Source organism: Saccharopolyspora sp. 6M, from assembly GCF_020176775.1.
GTDB classification, from domain to species: Bacteria; Actinomycetota; Actinomycetes; order Mycobacteriales; family Pseudonocardiaceae; genus Saccharopolyspora_C; species Saccharopolyspora_C gregorii.
Genome location: NZ_JAIUJZ010000170.1, coordinates 8,679 through 22,706, shown reverse-complemented (window position 1 = coordinate 22,706; position 14,028 = coordinate 8,679). Strand labels below are relative to the sequence as shown.

16 protein-coding genes and 1 pseudogene are annotated in these 14,028 nt (G+C 73.5%); 7 read left to right on the top strand and 10 right to left on the bottom strand.

From position 1 onward, the window contains the following. Positions 1-116: 116 nt before the first annotated feature. From LCD31_RS21165 to aroA, 4 genes are all read right to left on the bottom strand, one after another. Positions 117-950, bottom strand: a complete 834-nt coding sequence (locus LCD31_RS21165) for a hypothetical protein (RefSeq protein WP_224960504.1) — start codon at positions 948-950, stop codon at positions 117-119. 82 nt (positions 951-1,032) lie between these two features. Continuing rightward, the gene (locus tag LCD31_RS21160) at positions 1,033-1,896 is read right to left on the bottom strand and encodes a hypothetical protein (protein WP_224960503.1); all 864 of its coding nucleotides are present in this window, start codon (positions 1,894-1,896) and stop codon (positions 1,033-1,035) included. Between the two features lie 195 nt (positions 1,897-2,091). Beyond that, complete coding sequence (gene rsgA, locus LCD31_RS21155; RefSeq protein WP_224960502.1) at positions 2,092-3,102, bottom strand: ribosome small subunit-dependent GTPase A; 1,011 nt, start codon at positions 3,100-3,102, stop codon at positions 2,092-2,094. Further along, positions 3,102-4,370, bottom strand: coding sequence for a 3-phosphoshikimate 1-carboxyvinyltransferase (gene aroA, locus LCD31_RS21150; RefSeq protein WP_224960500.1), 1,269 nt, complete (start codon positions 4,368-4,370; stop codon positions 3,102-3,104). Before aroA ends, rsgA begins: the two co-directional genes overlap by 1 nt. Before the next feature lie 142 nt (positions 4,371-4,512). On the opposite strand from aroA, the gene LCD31_RS21145 reads away from it, so the two are divergent. Genes LCD31_RS21145 through LCD31_RS21135 form a run of 3 tightly spaced genes read left to right on the top strand, consistent with a single transcriptional unit; the run spans position 4,513 to position 6,581 of the window. Next, positions 4,513-5,253, top strand: a complete 741-nt coding sequence (locus LCD31_RS21145) for an SOS response-associated peptidase (protein ID WP_224960498.1) — start codon at positions 4,513-4,515, stop codon at positions 5,251-5,253. Between the two features lie 6 nt (positions 5,254-5,259). Then, positions 5,260-5,973 (top strand): SOS response-associated peptidase, encoded by a 714-nt coding sequence (locus LCD31_RS21140; protein WP_224960496.1) that lies wholly within the window; start codon positions 5,260-5,262, stop codon positions 5,971-5,973. Next, on the top strand, positions 5,970-6,581 hold the full coding sequence (locus LCD31_RS21135) for an alpha/beta family hydrolase (protein WP_224960494.1): 612 nt from the start codon (positions 5,970-5,972) through the stop codon (positions 6,579-6,581). Before LCD31_RS21140 ends, LCD31_RS21135 begins: the two co-directional genes overlap by 4 nt. Here the strand turns inward: LCD31_RS21135 and ybaK are convergent, their stop codons facing one another. Then, positions 6,582-7,061 (bottom strand): Cys-tRNA(Pro) deacylase, encoded by a 480-nt coding sequence (gene ybaK / locus LCD31_RS21130; RefSeq protein ID WP_224960492.1) that lies wholly within the window; start codon positions 7,059-7,061, stop codon positions 6,582-6,584. It abuts the gene before it with no gap. A gap of 218 nt (positions 7,062-7,279) precedes the next feature. On the opposite strand from ybaK, the gene LCD31_RS21125 reads away from it, so the two are divergent. Continuing rightward, positions 7,280-7,957 carry a sigma-70 family RNA polymerase sigma factor gene (locus LCD31_RS21125; RefSeq protein ID WP_308011229.1) on the top strand — a complete coding sequence of 226 codons (678 nt, stop codon included), beginning with the start codon at positions 7,280-7,282 and terminating at the stop codon, positions 7,955-7,957. Further along, the gene (rsrA, locus tag LCD31_RS21120) at positions 7,954-8,289 is read left to right on the top strand and encodes a mycothiol system anti-sigma-R factor (RefSeq protein WP_224960488.1); all 336 of its coding nucleotides are present in this window, start codon (positions 7,954-7,956) and stop codon (positions 8,287-8,289) included. The genes LCD31_RS21125 and rsrA overlap by 4 nt, the downstream gene beginning before the upstream one ends. 90 nt (positions 8,290-8,379) lie before the next feature. On the opposite strand, the gene LCD31_RS29810 is transcribed toward rsrA, so the two are convergent. After that, positions 8,380-8,457 (bottom strand): 50S ribosomal protein bL37, encoded by a 78-nt coding sequence (locus LCD31_RS29810; RefSeq protein ID WP_373690061.1) that lies wholly within the window; start codon positions 8,455-8,457, stop codon positions 8,380-8,382. Positions 8,458-8,736: 279 nt separating this feature from the next. Between LCD31_RS29810 and LCD31_RS21115 the strand changes: the two genes are divergently transcribed. Then, entirely contained in the window at positions 8,737-10,230 is a 1,494-nt protein-coding gene (locus LCD31_RS21115; protein WP_224960486.1) for a PAS domain-containing sensor histidine kinase, read from the top strand. A gap of 261 nt (positions 10,231-10,491) precedes the next feature. Here the strand turns inward: LCD31_RS21115 and LCD31_RS21110 are convergent, their stop codons facing one another. Both LCD31_RS21110 and LCD31_RS21105 read right to left on the bottom strand, forming a co-directional pair. Then, entirely contained in the window at positions 10,492-10,749 is a 258-nt protein-coding gene (locus tag LCD31_RS21110) for a WhiB family transcriptional regulator (protein WP_200073222.1), read from the bottom strand. A gap of 244 nt (positions 10,750-10,993) precedes the next feature. After that, entirely contained in the window at positions 10,994-11,917 is a 924-nt protein-coding gene (locus LCD31_RS21105) for a diacylglycerol kinase family protein (RefSeq protein ID WP_224960484.1), read from the bottom strand. 653 nt (positions 11,918-12,570) lie between these two features. Between LCD31_RS21105 and LCD31_RS21100 the strand changes: the two genes are divergently transcribed. After that, positions 12,571-13,005, top strand: coding sequence for a hypothetical protein (locus LCD31_RS21100; protein WP_224960482.1), 435 nt, complete (start codon positions 12,571-12,573; stop codon positions 13,003-13,005). A gap of 191 nt (positions 13,006-13,196) precedes the next feature. Here LCD31_RS21100 and LCD31_RS21095 read toward each other — a convergent pair whose 3' ends face one another. Then, complete coding sequence (locus LCD31_RS21095; protein WP_224960480.1) at positions 13,197-13,676, bottom strand: GNAT family N-acetyltransferase; 480 nt, start codon at positions 13,674-13,676, stop codon at positions 13,197-13,199. A 13-nt stretch (positions 13,677-13,689) separates the two neighbouring features. Then, a pseudogene (locus tag LCD31_RS21090) lies at positions 13,690-13,929 on the bottom strand (histidine phosphatase family protein); the annotation flags it as partial. Positions 13,930-14,028: the final 99 nt, after the last annotated feature.

The window sequence follows — 14,028 nt, the reverse complement described above, 5'->3', positions numbered from 1 at the left end:
GGGGGCGCCGCCCCCCCCGGGGGGCGGCGCCCCCCCCCGGGGGGGGGCGCGGGGGGGGGCCCCCGGGGCCCCGCGGGGGGGGGGGGGGGGGGGCGCCCCCCCCCCCCGGTCGCGGTTCACGGGCCTTGCGGCAGACCCGGCATCTCGAACTCCCGGATCTGGGAGGCGTCCGGCTTCGCGACGCTGACCGGCTTCCCCCAGTCGGAGTAGGTGAGGGTGGTGGTCGATTCGCCGACCTGCTGGCCCGCGATGTTCATCGGGGGAGTGACCTGCTCGACCTTGAGCGGGCGGCCTTCCTCGTCGGCCCACACGGTCTGCTTGAGCTCGGTGACACCGGCCTTCAGCATCATCTCGTAGCTCTGCTTGAGGATGCCCTCGGCGGAGCCGACGACGTCGTTGATGTTGGTGACGACCTCGTACTTGGTGGCCTGCGTCCCGTCGACGGTGTCGGAGCCCGCCGCGGTGAACTGGGAGCCTTCCGGCAGCAGCTTGCGGAAGTCGGCGGCCTCGGACAGCGCGGTGGACTGCGCGCCGCCGACGGCGGCCGCGGGGCTGTTCTGGGCGATGTGCACCCACGGCTTGCCCGGGTCCCCGCCCATCGAGTTCAGCTGCGGGTTGTTCATGTACGTCTCGCCGTCGATGACGATGATCTCACCGGTGGTGCCGGTGCAGCTCATCGCGGACTTGGCGGCGTCGACGTCGCAGTCGCTCTGGAGTCCACCGGCGCTGCCGAGCGTGGCGTTCAGCTTCAGCTTGTACGACTTGCTGTCGTCCATGACCTGGGAGGCGCCGGAGACCAGCGAGGCGAGGTCGCTGTAAGCCCCGCCCTGCTGGGCCCCGGAGTCGCTGGAACCGGTCTCCCCGGCACCACCCGGGTTCTGACCGAGGGCACATCCCCCCAAGGTCGCGGTCAACGCGACGGTGCACACTGCGATGCTCGTGCGGCGCACGGAACTTCCTTCCCCTGATCAATATCGGCGAGAGGAAGCTAGCAGCGCGGTTCGACCGTTGTGGGCTGTTCGCGGAAGTTCGTCAACGCGGCGGTTGCGCTCCGGGCAGCGGGCCGTCCGGGAAGGCCCCGACCTGGTCGGCGGGTGGCGGCGCGATGTCGACGGGCGCGCCCCAGTCGCGGTAGGTGGAGGTCAGCGATACCTGCCCGGCTTGCGCGACCTGCTCGGTGGCGGCGAACCGCGCGGGGAGGCCGCGGTCGTCGAGCCACAGCTCGTAGCCGATCTCGGTGCGCCCCGCGTCGGCGGCCTTGCGCAGCCGGGTCCGCTGCTGCTCGTCGGGCGCGGATGCGGCGCCCTGCGCGGTGAGCACCCGGATGCTGTACCGGGTGGTGGGGGTGCCGTCGACCTGTTCCGGCGCGCTCGACTGGATCCTGGTGGCGCCGGCGACCCCGGCGAACGTGGCGCGCGGATCGGCGGCGTCCTGCACCTGGCGGAGGGCGGGGGAGAGCAGCTTCGCGGCGAAGTCGGTGCCGTCGGCGGCGAGCCGCAGCCACGGCTTGCCCGGTTCCGGCTGCAGCAGCGGCGACTTCAGATAGCCGACGCCGTCGACCACGGCGAGTTCCACCGGTTGCGGTGGCTGGGCGGCGGCCGGCTTGGTGGTGCCGTGCAGGGCCACGTCGGCGCGGTCGGCGGTGTAGCGCACCGCGCCATCGCCGGCGAGTTCGCCGACGAAGCCGAGGTCGCCGCGCACGCTGCTGCGCACGCTGCCCTCCTCGTCGATGCGGTGCAGCACGTCGGCGAGCAGCGGTTCGGCGGACGGGCGCGGGTCGGGTCGCGCGGCGGCGGGCATGGAGGGCTGCGGTGCGGGCGCGGGGGCGCAGCTCACCTCGGCGAGGGCGCCGAGCAGAACGGCGGTCAGCGGGGTGGCGTGGCGGACTCGGGGCATGGTCGAGCTCCTCGTCGGGGGACGACGTCCGCGTCCGACGCTAGCAACGCCGTGCGGCGAGCACAGGTGCCGTTCGAGTCGTCGAGGTTTCCGCGGCGTTGCGGCTTTCCCCGGGATTCCCGTTCGGCCGCAAGGATTTCCGCCGTGCGGACGCGGCCCGTCCGGGAAGACCGCTTCCACCCGGCCGGGTGCCGGTCAGGCTTCGTCGCGTCCCGCGCGGGACCGCAGCAGCCGCCGCAGCGAGCTGAGCTGCTCGGTGCGGCCCGCACCCGCTTCGGCGGCGTAGGTGTCGAGGTGGCATTCCGGGTCCGCACCGCCGCCGAGGTGCCCGCAGTTCGACGGGCATTCCTCGGCGGCCTCGGCGAACCCGGTGAAGGCGCTGATCAGGTCGCCGGCAGTGACGTGCGCCAGGCCGAACGAGCGGATGCCCGGGGTGTCGACGACCCAGCCGCCCGCGGGCAGCGGGAGCGCTACCGCCGAGGTCGAGGTGTGCCTGCCCTTGCCGACGCCGCTGACCTCGCCGGTGGCGCGTTCGGCGTGCGGCACCAGCGTGTTCACCAGCGTCGACTTGCCGACGCCGGAGTGCCCGACCAGGGCGCACACCCGGCCGTCGAGCTGCTCGGACAGGTCCTCGTGCAGCTCGTGCATGTTGGTGACGACGATCGGCAGCGGCAGCGCCGAATAGGTCGCCAGCACCTCGTCCGGGGTGGCCAGGTCGGACTTGGTGAGGCACAGCACCGGGGTCAGCCCGCCCGCGTAGGCGGCGACGAGGCAGCGGTCGATCAGCCCGGTGCGCGGCGGCGGGTCGGCGAGCGAGGCGACGATGATGAGCCGCTGCGCGTTCGCGACCACGATCCGCTCGTACGGGTCGGTGTCGTCGGCGGTGCGGCGCAGCACGCTGCTGCGGTCGGCGACCCGCACGATCCGGGCGAGCGTGTCGGCGCGACCGGACGTGTCGCCGACGAGGTCCACCTGGTCGCCGACGACGACCGGGGTGCGGCCCAGTTCGCGGGCGCGCATCGAGGTGACCAGGCGGTCCGGGTCCCCGTCGAGCGCGCAGGTCCACCGGCCCCGGTCCACGGCCACGACCATGGCCGTGGCGGCGTCGGCGTGCTCCGGGCGCCGCTTGCTGCGCGGTCGGGTGCCGCGCCCGGGACGCACCCGCACATCGGATTCGTCCAGGTCTCGCCAGCCGCGGCGGCCCATCAGGCCACCGGCTCCAGCATCGCCGTCCACATCCCGGGGAAGTCGGGGATGGTCTTGCGGGTGGTCGCGACGTCCTCCACTTCGACGCCGGGGACCCGCAGGCCGAGGATGGCGCCCGCGGTGGCCATCCGGTGGTCGGCGTAGGTGTGCCAGGTGCCGCCGCGCAGCGGCCGGGGCCGGATCAGCAGTCCGTCGGCGGTCTGCTCGACGTCCCCGCCGAGGCCGGTGATCTCCCGTTCCAGCGCGGCGAGCCGGTCGGTCTCGTGCCCGCGCAGGTGCGCGATGCCGTGCAGCCGCGAGGGCCCCTCGGCGAGCGCGGCGAGCGCGGCGACGGTCGGGGCGAGCTCGCCGACCTCGTGCAGGTCGACGTCGACCGGCAGCAGCCGTTCCGGGCCGGTGGCGGTGAGCCCGCCGGCGTGCAGCGCGACCTCGGCGCCCATCGCGGTGAGGATGTCCCGGAACGCGTCGCCCGCCTGCGTCGTGGCCGACGGCCAGCCCGGCACGGTGACCTCCCCGGCGGTGGCGGCCGCGGCCGCCAGGAACGGGGTCGCATTGGACAGGTCCGGTTCGACGTCGAGGTCCAGCGCCCGGATCGGCCCGGGGGAGACCTGCCAGGTGTTCGGCCGCTGGTCGTCGACGCCCACGCCCGCCTCCCGCAGCATCGCGACGGTCATGTCGATGTGCGGCAGCGACGGCACCGGCGGCCCGTCGTGCACCACGGTCACGCCCTGCTCGAACCGCGGGGCGGACAGCAGCAGCCCGGAGACGAACTGGGAGGACGCGGAGGCGTCGATGGTGACCTGCCCGCCGGGCAGCGACCCGGTGCCGCGCAGTTCGAACGGCAGCGAGTCGCCGGTGATGTCGGCGCCGAGCTCGCGCAGCGCGTCGAGCACCGTGTCCAGCGGCCGCTTCCGCGCGTGCGGGTCGCCGTCGAAGGACACCGGTCCTTCGGCGAGCGCGGCCAGCGGCGGCAGGAAGCGCATCACGGTCCCGGCGAGGCCGCAGTCGACGCTCGCGGGCGCGCGCAGCTCGCCCGGTTCGACCAGCCAGGCGCCGTCGGCGCCGTCCCGCACCGCGGTGCCGAGGGAGCGCAGCGCCGCCGCCATCAGCTCGGTGTCCCTGCTGCGCAGCGGCCCGCGCAGCGTGGACGGCCCGTCGGCGAGCGCGGCGAGCACCAATGCGCGGTTGGTGATCGACTTGGAGCCGGGGACGGGGACCGTCGCGCGGACCGGGCCTGCGGCGACCGGGGCGGGCCAGAGCTGCGTCATGCCCCCATGATCCCGCATTCGTCCCTGCTCAACCGGCCGGGGCCGGGCCGGAGGAGTTCGACGTCGTCGGTGGGTGCTGCGACGATGGGCTCGGGGGCGGCGCGATCCCGCTCCTGGCGGCGACGGCGGAGGTGACCAGGAGATGTGCGGCAGGTACGCCTCCACGAAGGATCCGGCGGCGCTGGCCGCGGAGTTCGCCGCCGACGACCGGACCGGCGGTGGTGCCGGGGGAGCCGACTACAACGTGGCCCCCACCAAGCAGGTGCCCGCCGTGGTGGCGCGGCACCGCGACGGCGGACCGGCGCGCAGGCTGCGGACGATGCGCTGGGGCCTGGTGCCGAAGTGGGCGAAGGACCCGAAGATCGGCAACCGCATGATCAACGCGAAGGCGGAGACGGTCGTGTCGAAGCCCGCGTTCCGCGCCGCGGCGAAGTACCGCCGGTGCCTGCTGCCCGCCGACGGCTGGTACGAGTGGAAGCGCGACGGCGACCGCAAGCAGCCCTACTTCATGACCTCGCCGGACGGGGCGAGCCTGGCGCTGGCCGGGCTGTGGGAGACCTGGCACGACCCGGCCGCGGCGGAGGACGCACCGCCGCTGGTGACCTGTTCGGTGCTGACCACCGCGGCCGTCGGGGCGCTCGCCGAGGTGCACGACCGGATGCCGCTGGTGTTGCCCGCGGACCGGTGGGAGGACTGGCTCGACCCCGAGCGCCACGACGCGTCCGGCCTGCTCGAACCCTCGCCGGACCTGGTGGCCGCGCTGGAGCTGCGGCCGGTGTCCTCGGCGGTGAACGACGTGCGGCACAACGGCGCCGAGCTCATCGCCCCGCAGGACGACCCGGACCCGGCGGTAGCGTTGGATCATGCTCGGGACGCGGGGTGAGTGCTGATGTGCGGTCGCTACGCGGTGCGGCGCGACCCGGCGGCGCTGGCCGCCGAGTTCGACGCGGTGGACCGCTCGGAGGGGCTGCTCGGCCCGGACTACAACGTGACGCCGACCAAGACGGTGCCGATCGTGGTGCGCCGCGGCACCGAGCGCAGCGTGCGGCCGGTGCGCTGGGGGCTCGTGCCGACCTGGGCGAAGGACGCCACCAGCGGACCGCCGATGATCAACGCGCGGGCTGAGACGATCACCACCAAGCCCGCGTACGCCGAGTCCGCGGCCCGCCGCCGCTGCCTGATGCCCGCGACCGGCTGGTACGAGTGGCGGCCCGGCGACAAGCGCAGGCAGCCGTACCTGTGCGCGCACCGCGGCGGGGCCAGCCTCGCGATGGCCGCCGTGTTCTCCGCGTGGTGGTCGCCGGAGAACACCTCCGCACCCTTGGTGACCTGCGCCGTCGTCACCACCGACGCGGTCGGCGAGCTCGCGGGCGTGCACCACCGGATGCCGCTGGTGCTGCCCGCGGACAAGTGGGCCGACTGGCTCGACCCGGAGCGCGACGATCCGCGCCCGCTGCTCGACCCGGATCCGCGGTTGCTCGCGGAGCTGGACCTGACCACGGTGTCCACCGAGGTGAACAACATGCGCAACAACCACCCGGGCCTGCTGGACCCGGCGGAGCCGGTGCCCGCACCCGCCGAGCAGGGGGCGCTGTTCGAATGACCCGCGTGCAGATCGACACCCCGCACGGCCCGGCCGCGGCCGAGCTGCACTGCGCCGAGGAGGGCCGGGCGGCGCTGCTGCTCGGGCACGGTGCGGGCGGCGGCATCGCGGCGCCCGACCTGGTGGCCGCGACTCGCGCCGCCACCGGCGCCGGCGTGCACGTGGCGCTGGTCGAACAGCCCTACCGCGTCGCGGGCCGGAAGGCACCCGCGCCCGCCAAGCAGCTCGACGCCGCGTGGCTGGCCGTCGCCGAAGACCTCGGCGAGCGCTGGTTCGCGGACCTGCCGCTGCTGTTCGGCGGTCGTTCCTCCGGGGCGCGGGTGGCGTGCCGCACCGCCGAGGCGGGTACCGCGTCCGCGGTGCTGTGCCTGGCGTTCCCGCTGCACCCGCCGGGCAAGCCGGAGAAGTCGCGGCTCGGCGAGCTCAACGCCGTCGACCCCCCGGTGCTGGTGGTGCAGGGGGAACGGGACGCGTTCGGCAGGCCCGAACCGGCGCACCGGCGCGAAGTGGTGCTCGTCGCCGGGGACCACTCGTTGAAGGCCGACGTCGACGCCGTGTTCCGCGGGGTCGAGGAGTGGCTCACCCGGGTCCTGCGGCCGCTCGACTGATCAGGCCCCGGCGATGTCGGCGACCTGCGCGTCCAGCAACCGGACCAGGTCGGCGGCGGCGAGCTCGATCTCCAGGCCGCGGCGGCCCGCGCTGCAGAAGATCGTGTCGAACGCCTCGGCCGAGGAGTCGACGACCACCGGCAGCCGCTTCTTCTGCCCCAGCGGCGAGATGCCGCCCGCCACGTAACCGGTGGCGCGCTCGGCGGCTGCCATGTCGGCGAGCTTCGCCTTCTTGCCGCCGCGCGCCGCGGCCAGCGCCTTGAGGTCGAGCTGCCCGGTCACCGGCACCACCCCCACCACCAGCGCCCCGTCGACCTCGGCGACCAGCGTCTTGAACACCCGCTCCGGCGGTTGTCCCAGCGCATCGGCCGCTTCCTCGCCGAAGGACTCCGCCCGCGGGTCGTGCTCGTACGCGTGCACCCGGTGCGCGACCCGCTGCCGGTCCAGCAGCGCGGTCGCCGGTGTTCCCCTGCCTGCCATGCCCTGACCCTAGGAGCAGGAATACCCACCGGCCGCACCGCGTTGGACCGGCCGTGACGGAGTTGACGAACACGTGCTTACTCGAACGGCAGCGGGACCTGCCCGAGCGCTCTGATGCAGGTGAGCGGGGCATCGGGCGGGTATCCTCGAAGTGGGTCCATGCGCAGGACGGCATGGGTTCGTCGCCAGCAGCCACCTCTTCCTGGCGGCGGGAAAGGATCCCGGTGGTCAACACCCCGGAGCAACCCGGCACGGCGGGGACCGCCGGCGGCGATGCCGCGGCGGCCGAGCCGGAGCAGGTCGAGGAGACCGACCAGCAGCGCGTGGCCCGCTTCGAGCGGGACGCGATGCCGCTGCTCGACCAGCTCTACGGCGCGGCGCTGCGGATGACGCGCAACGCGCCGGACGCCGAGGACCTCGTGCAGGAGACGTACTTGAAGGCCTACTCGGCGTTCAAGTCGTTCAAGCAGGGCACGAACCTGAAGGCGTGGCTGTACCGCATCCTCACCAACACCTACATCAACGGCTACCGCAAGCGGCAGCGGCAGCCGCAGCAGCAGCCGACCGACGAGATCGCCGACTGGCAGCTCGCCCAGGCCGAGAACCACACCTCCACCGGGCTGCGCTCGGCCGAGGTGGAGGCGCTGGACCGGCTGCCGGACTCCGACGTGAAGAACGCGCTGCAGCAGTTGGCGGAGGAGTTCCGCATGGTCGTCTACTTGGCCGATGTGGAAGGCTTCGCCTACAAGGAGATCGCCGAGATCATGGGGACGCCCATCGGCACGGTGATGTCGCGGCTGCACCGCGGCCGCAGGCAGCTGCGCGACATGCTCACCGACGTGGCGCGCGACCGTGGTTTCCTCAGGGAGAAAAAGCAGGAGGTGAGCACCTCGTGACGTGCGAACATGACGAGGCGTCCTGCGAGGACGTGCTCGCCGAGGTGTGGCTGTTCCTGGACAACGAGTGCAACCAGGACCGGCGCGAGGCGCTGCAGGAGCATCTCGACGAGTGCGGGAGCTGCCTGGAGCACTACGGCTTGGAGGAGCACCTCAAGGAGCTGCTGCACCGCAAGTGCGGCGGCGAGCACGCCCCTTCGGACCTGCGGGAACGGTTGCGCAGCTCGATCCGCGAGACGGTGCTTCGGCAGGCGGACGTGACGGTCGAGCGCGGGCCGGACGGCACCTCGGTCGAGGTGCGGGCCAAGAAGCGGACCTCTTCGGCCGACTAGTACCGGCCGCGCCGCGAGACGAAGAAGAGCCCCGGACCACATCGGTCCGGGGCTCTCGCGTGCGTGCGGCGCGCGGAGCGCACCGTCACGTCAGCTGCCGTTGGGGCGCTTGCCGTGGTTGGCCTTGTTCTTGCGCCGGTCCTTCTTCTTGCGGGAACGCTTTCCCATGACCCCTCCCTCGCGTCGTCCCGCGCTCCGGCCGGGCAGGCCGTGGGCGGGGATTGGTTCCTTGCGGAGTTCTGGCTGTCCAGTCTCGCACGTGCGCCACCCGGGCCCGTTGGGTGGCCCGGCACGTGGTTTCCTTGACGAAACCCGCGTCCGGGCCGTCGCGGAGCGAACTCGTGGAGCGAAGGGTTCGCGCGGAGCCGGTGGTCTCGACCGCCGGGGCGGTGCCGTGCGGGAGGGCGACCTCGACGCCGGTCGCCGAGTCCGGACCGAAGGAGCGCCTTGTCGACGCTGAGTGACCTGCTGGCCGAGCACACCGGGTTGTCCGGGGCCGCCGCCGACCACCTCCAGCTGGTCGTCGCGGAGTGGCAGCTGTTGTCGGACCTGTCGTTCGCCGATTTCCTGCTGTGGGTCCCGGTCGGCCCGGAAGACGCCACCGAGGACCGGTTCCTGTGCGTGGCGCAGGCCCGGCCGACGACCGCGCCGACCGCGCACCCCGAGGACGTGGTCTCCACCGAGGTCACCCCGGAGGAGCACCCGCAGCTGCGGCGCGCTGCGCTGGAGGGGCGGATCTGCCGGGAGGAGGACCCGCGCTGGCACCTGGGCGTGCCGGTGCGCCGCGAGACGATCCCGGTGAAGTTGGACCAGGAGATCGTCGCGGTGCTGAGCCGGGACACGAACCTGGCGGTGCCGCGGGTGCCGAGCCCGCTGGAGATCTCCTACCTGGGCAGCGCCGCCGACCTGTGCCAGATGATCGCCGACGGCACGTTCCCCACCCCGGAGCCTGCGCCGGACGTGCACACCAGTCCGCGCGTCGGCGACGGGCTGGTCCGGGTGGACGCGTCCGGCACCGTCGTGTTCGCCAGTCCGAACGCGCTGTCGGCCTACCACCGGATGGGACACGCCGCGGATCTCGTCGGGGTGCAGCTGGCGCCGCTGACCAGGTCGTTGCTGTCCGACCCGTTCGACGCCGACGAGGTGGCCCAGCGGGTGCGCCGTGCGGTGTCCGGCGAGCCGAGCATGCGCATGGAGGCGGAGGCGAAGGGCGCGACGGTGCTGTTCCGCGCGTTGCCGCTGCAGCCCCGCGGTCAGGTCGCGGGTGCGTTGGTGCTGGTCCGGGACGTGACGGAGGTCAAGCGGCGGGACCGGGCGCTGATGTCGAAGGACGCCACGATCCGCGAGATCCACCACCGCGTGAAGAACAACCTGCAGACGGTGGCGGCGCTGCTGCGGCTGCAGTCGCGGCGCACCGGCAACTCGGAGGCGAGGCTGGCGCTGGACGAGTCGGTCCGGCGGGTCACCTCGATCGCGCTGGTGCACGAGACGCTGTCGATGTCGGTGGACGAACGCGTCGACCTGGACGACGTCGTGGACCGGGTGATTCCGATGATGAGCGACGTCGCGGTGGCCGAGACCGGGGTGAAGGTGAGCCGGGAGGGCCGGTTCGGCGTCGTGTCGGCCGAGTTGGCGACTCCGCTGGTGATGGTGCTCACCGAACTGGTGCAGAACGCCTTCGAGCACGCGTTCCCGGAAGGCACCGGCGGGGAGGTCGTGGTGCAGGCGGAGCGTTCGGCGCGCTGGCTCGACGTCGTCATCTCGGATGACGGTCAGGGCCTGCCGAAGGGATTCTCCCTGGAGCGCGCCGAACGTCTCGGCCTGCAGATCGTGCGAACCCTCGTCGAGTCTGAGCTGCGGGGTTCGTTGAGCTTGCGCGGTCGGGGCCGGCAGCGGGGTACGGAAGCCGTGTTGCGCGTTCCGTTGAAGTACCGCCGCTGAGCGCCTGACGCCGCAAGCGCGTCGATGGGGGTCGGTGAGCCCGATTGCGGGGTGGCTCACCTGGGGTCGGTCCGCTCGGTCAGTTCGCCTTGGGGGTGGCCGCTGACCGGCATCGACGCTGATCGACCCCGGTTCTCATCGGGGATGTGCTGTTCTTTCGCGACCGCCGTGTCGGGTCGCCCGGGGGGTTTGCGCGGGGGGGGGGGGGGGGGGGGGCGCCCCGCCCCCCCCCCCCCCCCACGCCGCGAGCAGGTCCGCTGCTCAGGCGTTGGTACGAGCCGCCCGAGTCCGCGAGCTGCGACGCTTCAGGGCACGCCGCTCGTCCTCGCTCATGCCGCCCCAGACGCCGGCGTCCTGGCCGCTCTCCAGTGCCCACGCCAGGCACTCGGAGGCAACGGGACAACGCCGGCACACGGCTTTCGCCTCGGCGATCTGCAGCAGCGCAGGACCGCTGTTCCCAACGGGGAAGAACAGCTCCGGGTCCTCGTCACGGCAAACCGCATCGTGGCGCCAGTCCATGATTCCTTGCTCCTCGCTAGGCGCGCACATGGCGCGCCGGTAGTTCGTTCGGGGTGTTTGTGAATGCTTTCACGGAGTCCGTGTGCTTGTGAATGCTTTCACGAACTGCCGTGATGTCAAGAGTTCGATCTCGTGCCGTGAGCCAACTCACCTGAAAGATCGACGTCTCGTGACCAGGGGTTCTGAATGATCGCTGGTCAGGGGCGGGGCCGTCGATCAGCGATCGGGCTCCGTTGCGAGAAGGTTATACAGCGACCCGCAGGGCGTCCGGCACGGACACGAACTCGATGACCGAACGCTCGCCGAGGTTGTCGCCGTCCACCTGCAGACGCAACGGCTCCTGACAGGCTACGTGGATGTGGCCGACATCGGCACGCCGAAGCGCGTTTCTTCCGTGTGGTTTCGCACTACCGCGGAGCATCTGCGCGATGTAGCGCAACACAACGTAAGCGTTCATGTCGCGCAGCGCGAACACGCCCAGCCCGGTGTCGAACGTGGTGTCCGGGTTCATCCGCATCGGACGTGAGCCCAGGTACGTCCAGGGGTCGGTGTTGGCCACGAACGCGGTGTGCAGCCCGGTGACCGGCTCCTCGTCGCCCACCTGCACGGTGATCATCGGTTCGCGGCGCGACATGCGGAAGTAGCAGCTCAGCGCGGTGCGCGCGTAGAGCGCGGGGGTGACATCGCGGCCGCGGCCGCGGATCTGGTCGACCTCGGCGACCACATCGGCGTCCCAGCCGACGCCCGCGTTGAAGGTGAACCAGCGGTCGTTGGCCTTGCCGAGCCCGACCAGCCTGCTGCTGTCGGTGGCGATGGCCTGCAACAACCGGTACGTCGCCTCGATCGGGTCCTTCGGCAGGCCCAGGGCCCGCGCGAACACGTTCGCCGAACCGCCCGGCACGACGCCGAGGGTGGGCAACCCGCGCTCCGGGACCGGATCGGCGAGCATCCCGTTGACGACCTCGTTGACCGTGCCGTCACCGCCGTGCGCGATGACCAGGTCCACGCCTTCCGCGACCGCCGCGCGGGCGACCTCGGCGGCGTGACCCCGGTACCGGGTCTGCGCGACCTCCAGCTTCACCACGTCGGCCAAGGCGTGGGCCACCACGTCCCGCCCGGCGGCGGTGGTCGAGGTCGCCTGCGGGTTGACGACGAGCACGGCGCGCACGACCTGCAGCCTAGGCGAGGCGTTCCCGCGGCTTCGCGGGGTGCGGCCGGACGGTCAGGTCCTGGTCGGTCGAGTCCGCGTTCCTCCCCTGGTCGGCGACGTGGGACGGTGCGGGACGCTGCGGTCCCGGTCGACCCGACCGGCGGCGGGCTGAGACACCGCGCGGGCCGCGCGCGTCGCGCCGGCTCCGCTTCGCGGTGCGCCCGCACGGGCGCGGTCGTCGCCCCCGGGGGCCCGGGGGGCGGGGGGGGGGCCCCCCCCGCGGCCCCCCCCCCCCCCCCCCGGGCCCGCCGGGGGGGGGGGGGCGCGCGCCGCGGGGGGCCGGGGGGGGCCGGCCGGGGGGGGGGCGGCGGGCCCGCTCGGGCGGCGGCCCCGGCCCCCCCCCCCCCCCCCCCCCCCCCCCCCCGCGCCGCTCACCGGAACGGGCAGGTCGCGGCGATGATCGGTGGGACACCCCGTTGCCCACGACCTCCGCTGCTGCCATGACACGATCTTCGCGCCCGCACCCGGCCCGAGCCATGCGGCGTTCGGGCGGTATTACCCTGGGCAGTGCACACGCAGAGTCACGATCGGTGGTAGGGGCCGATGGCCGGCCTCCACGGGTCGAGTGTGACCTGCACCGCACTCCGTCGAGTCCGAAAGGCGATGCCGCCGTGCCGCCCTCCGCTCCTCCGCGCACCGTGCGCATCGCCGCCGTCCTCACCATCGCCGAAGCGGTGGCGGGCCTCGCCTTCGTCGTCGCGCTGCTGGTGCGCACCGGCGCCCCCGACCTGGGCGGGGTGAACACGCTGGACCGCACCGACACGTTCGCCGAGGCCGGGTACTTCGGCATCATCTCGCTGGCCGTGCTCGCCGCGGGCGTCGGCATGTGGCAGGGCAGGCACTGGGCGCGCACGCCCGCGCTGCTGCTGCAGCTGATCCTGCTGGGGATCGCCTGGTACGCGATCGGGCCGTCGAAGCAGCCGCTGGTCGGGTTCGCGCTCGCGGTGCCCGCGGTGGCGGTGCTGTGGCTGATGTTCAACAAGCAGGGCCGGGTGTGGTCGCTGTACGGGCGGCCGCTCAACGGCGGCGGGTCCGGCGAGGGCTGATCGGCCCCGGCCGGGCGTGCCGGTCGCCGCGCTCCGGACGCTGAGCCCGCCGGAGCGCGGCGGGCGCGCCGTCGCCGGACGGATCTTCTGCGCGAGGCGTTCCGCGCGGCCCACGGCGGCGCTGAACGCCTCGGGGGTGTTGATCACCCGTCCGGTGGGGCTCTGCGTCCCGGCCGCCGGGAGAGGCGGGGTCAGGCGCCGAACTCGCGCAGCGCGTCCCCGGTGAGCCGGTGCACCGTCCACTCATCCATGCCGCGGGCCCCGACGGACTCGTAGAACTCGATCGCCGGGGTGTTCCAGTCCAGCACCCACCACTCCAGCCGCGCGTAGCCGCGCGCGACGCACTCCTGCGCGAGCGTGCGCAGCAGCGCCTTGCCGAGCCCGGAACCGCGCCGCTCGGGCAGCACGAACAGGTCCTCCAGGTAGATGCCGTGGCGGCCCTCCCAGGTGGAGAAGTTCAGGAACCACAGGGCGAAGCCCGCGACCTCGCCGTCGACCTCGGCGACGTGCCCGAACAGCGCCGGGTCCGCGCCGAACAGCGCGCGGTGCAGGTCGGATTCGGTGAGGTGGCACTCTTCGGCGGCCTTCTCGTACTCGGCCAGCGCGTGCACCAGCCGCACCACCGCGGGGACGTCGGACTCGGCCACCCGGCGGATGACGTGCTGCGACATCGCTGTTCCCTCGCTATCGGATCGGAGCGGGCACGTTGGAGCGTTCGAGCTGGGGGACGCCGCGCTCGTGCCCGAGCACGGTGATCCCGGCGGGGTCGAGGGCGAACCGGACGCCTTCGGTGACGGGCAGGCCGAGCCAGCGGGCGATCAGCGCCCGGCTGAAGTGCCCGTGCCCGGCGAGCAGCACGTCCCCGGCGGGGCCGGTGGCGATGCGGTCGAGCAGCGCGTCGGCGCGGGCGGTGACGTGGGGGGGGGGGGGGCCCCCCGGGGCGGGGGGGGGGCGCCCCCGCCCCCCCCGCCCCCGCGGGGGGGGGGCCCGGGGGGGGGGGGCCCCGGGGGGGGCCGGGGGGCC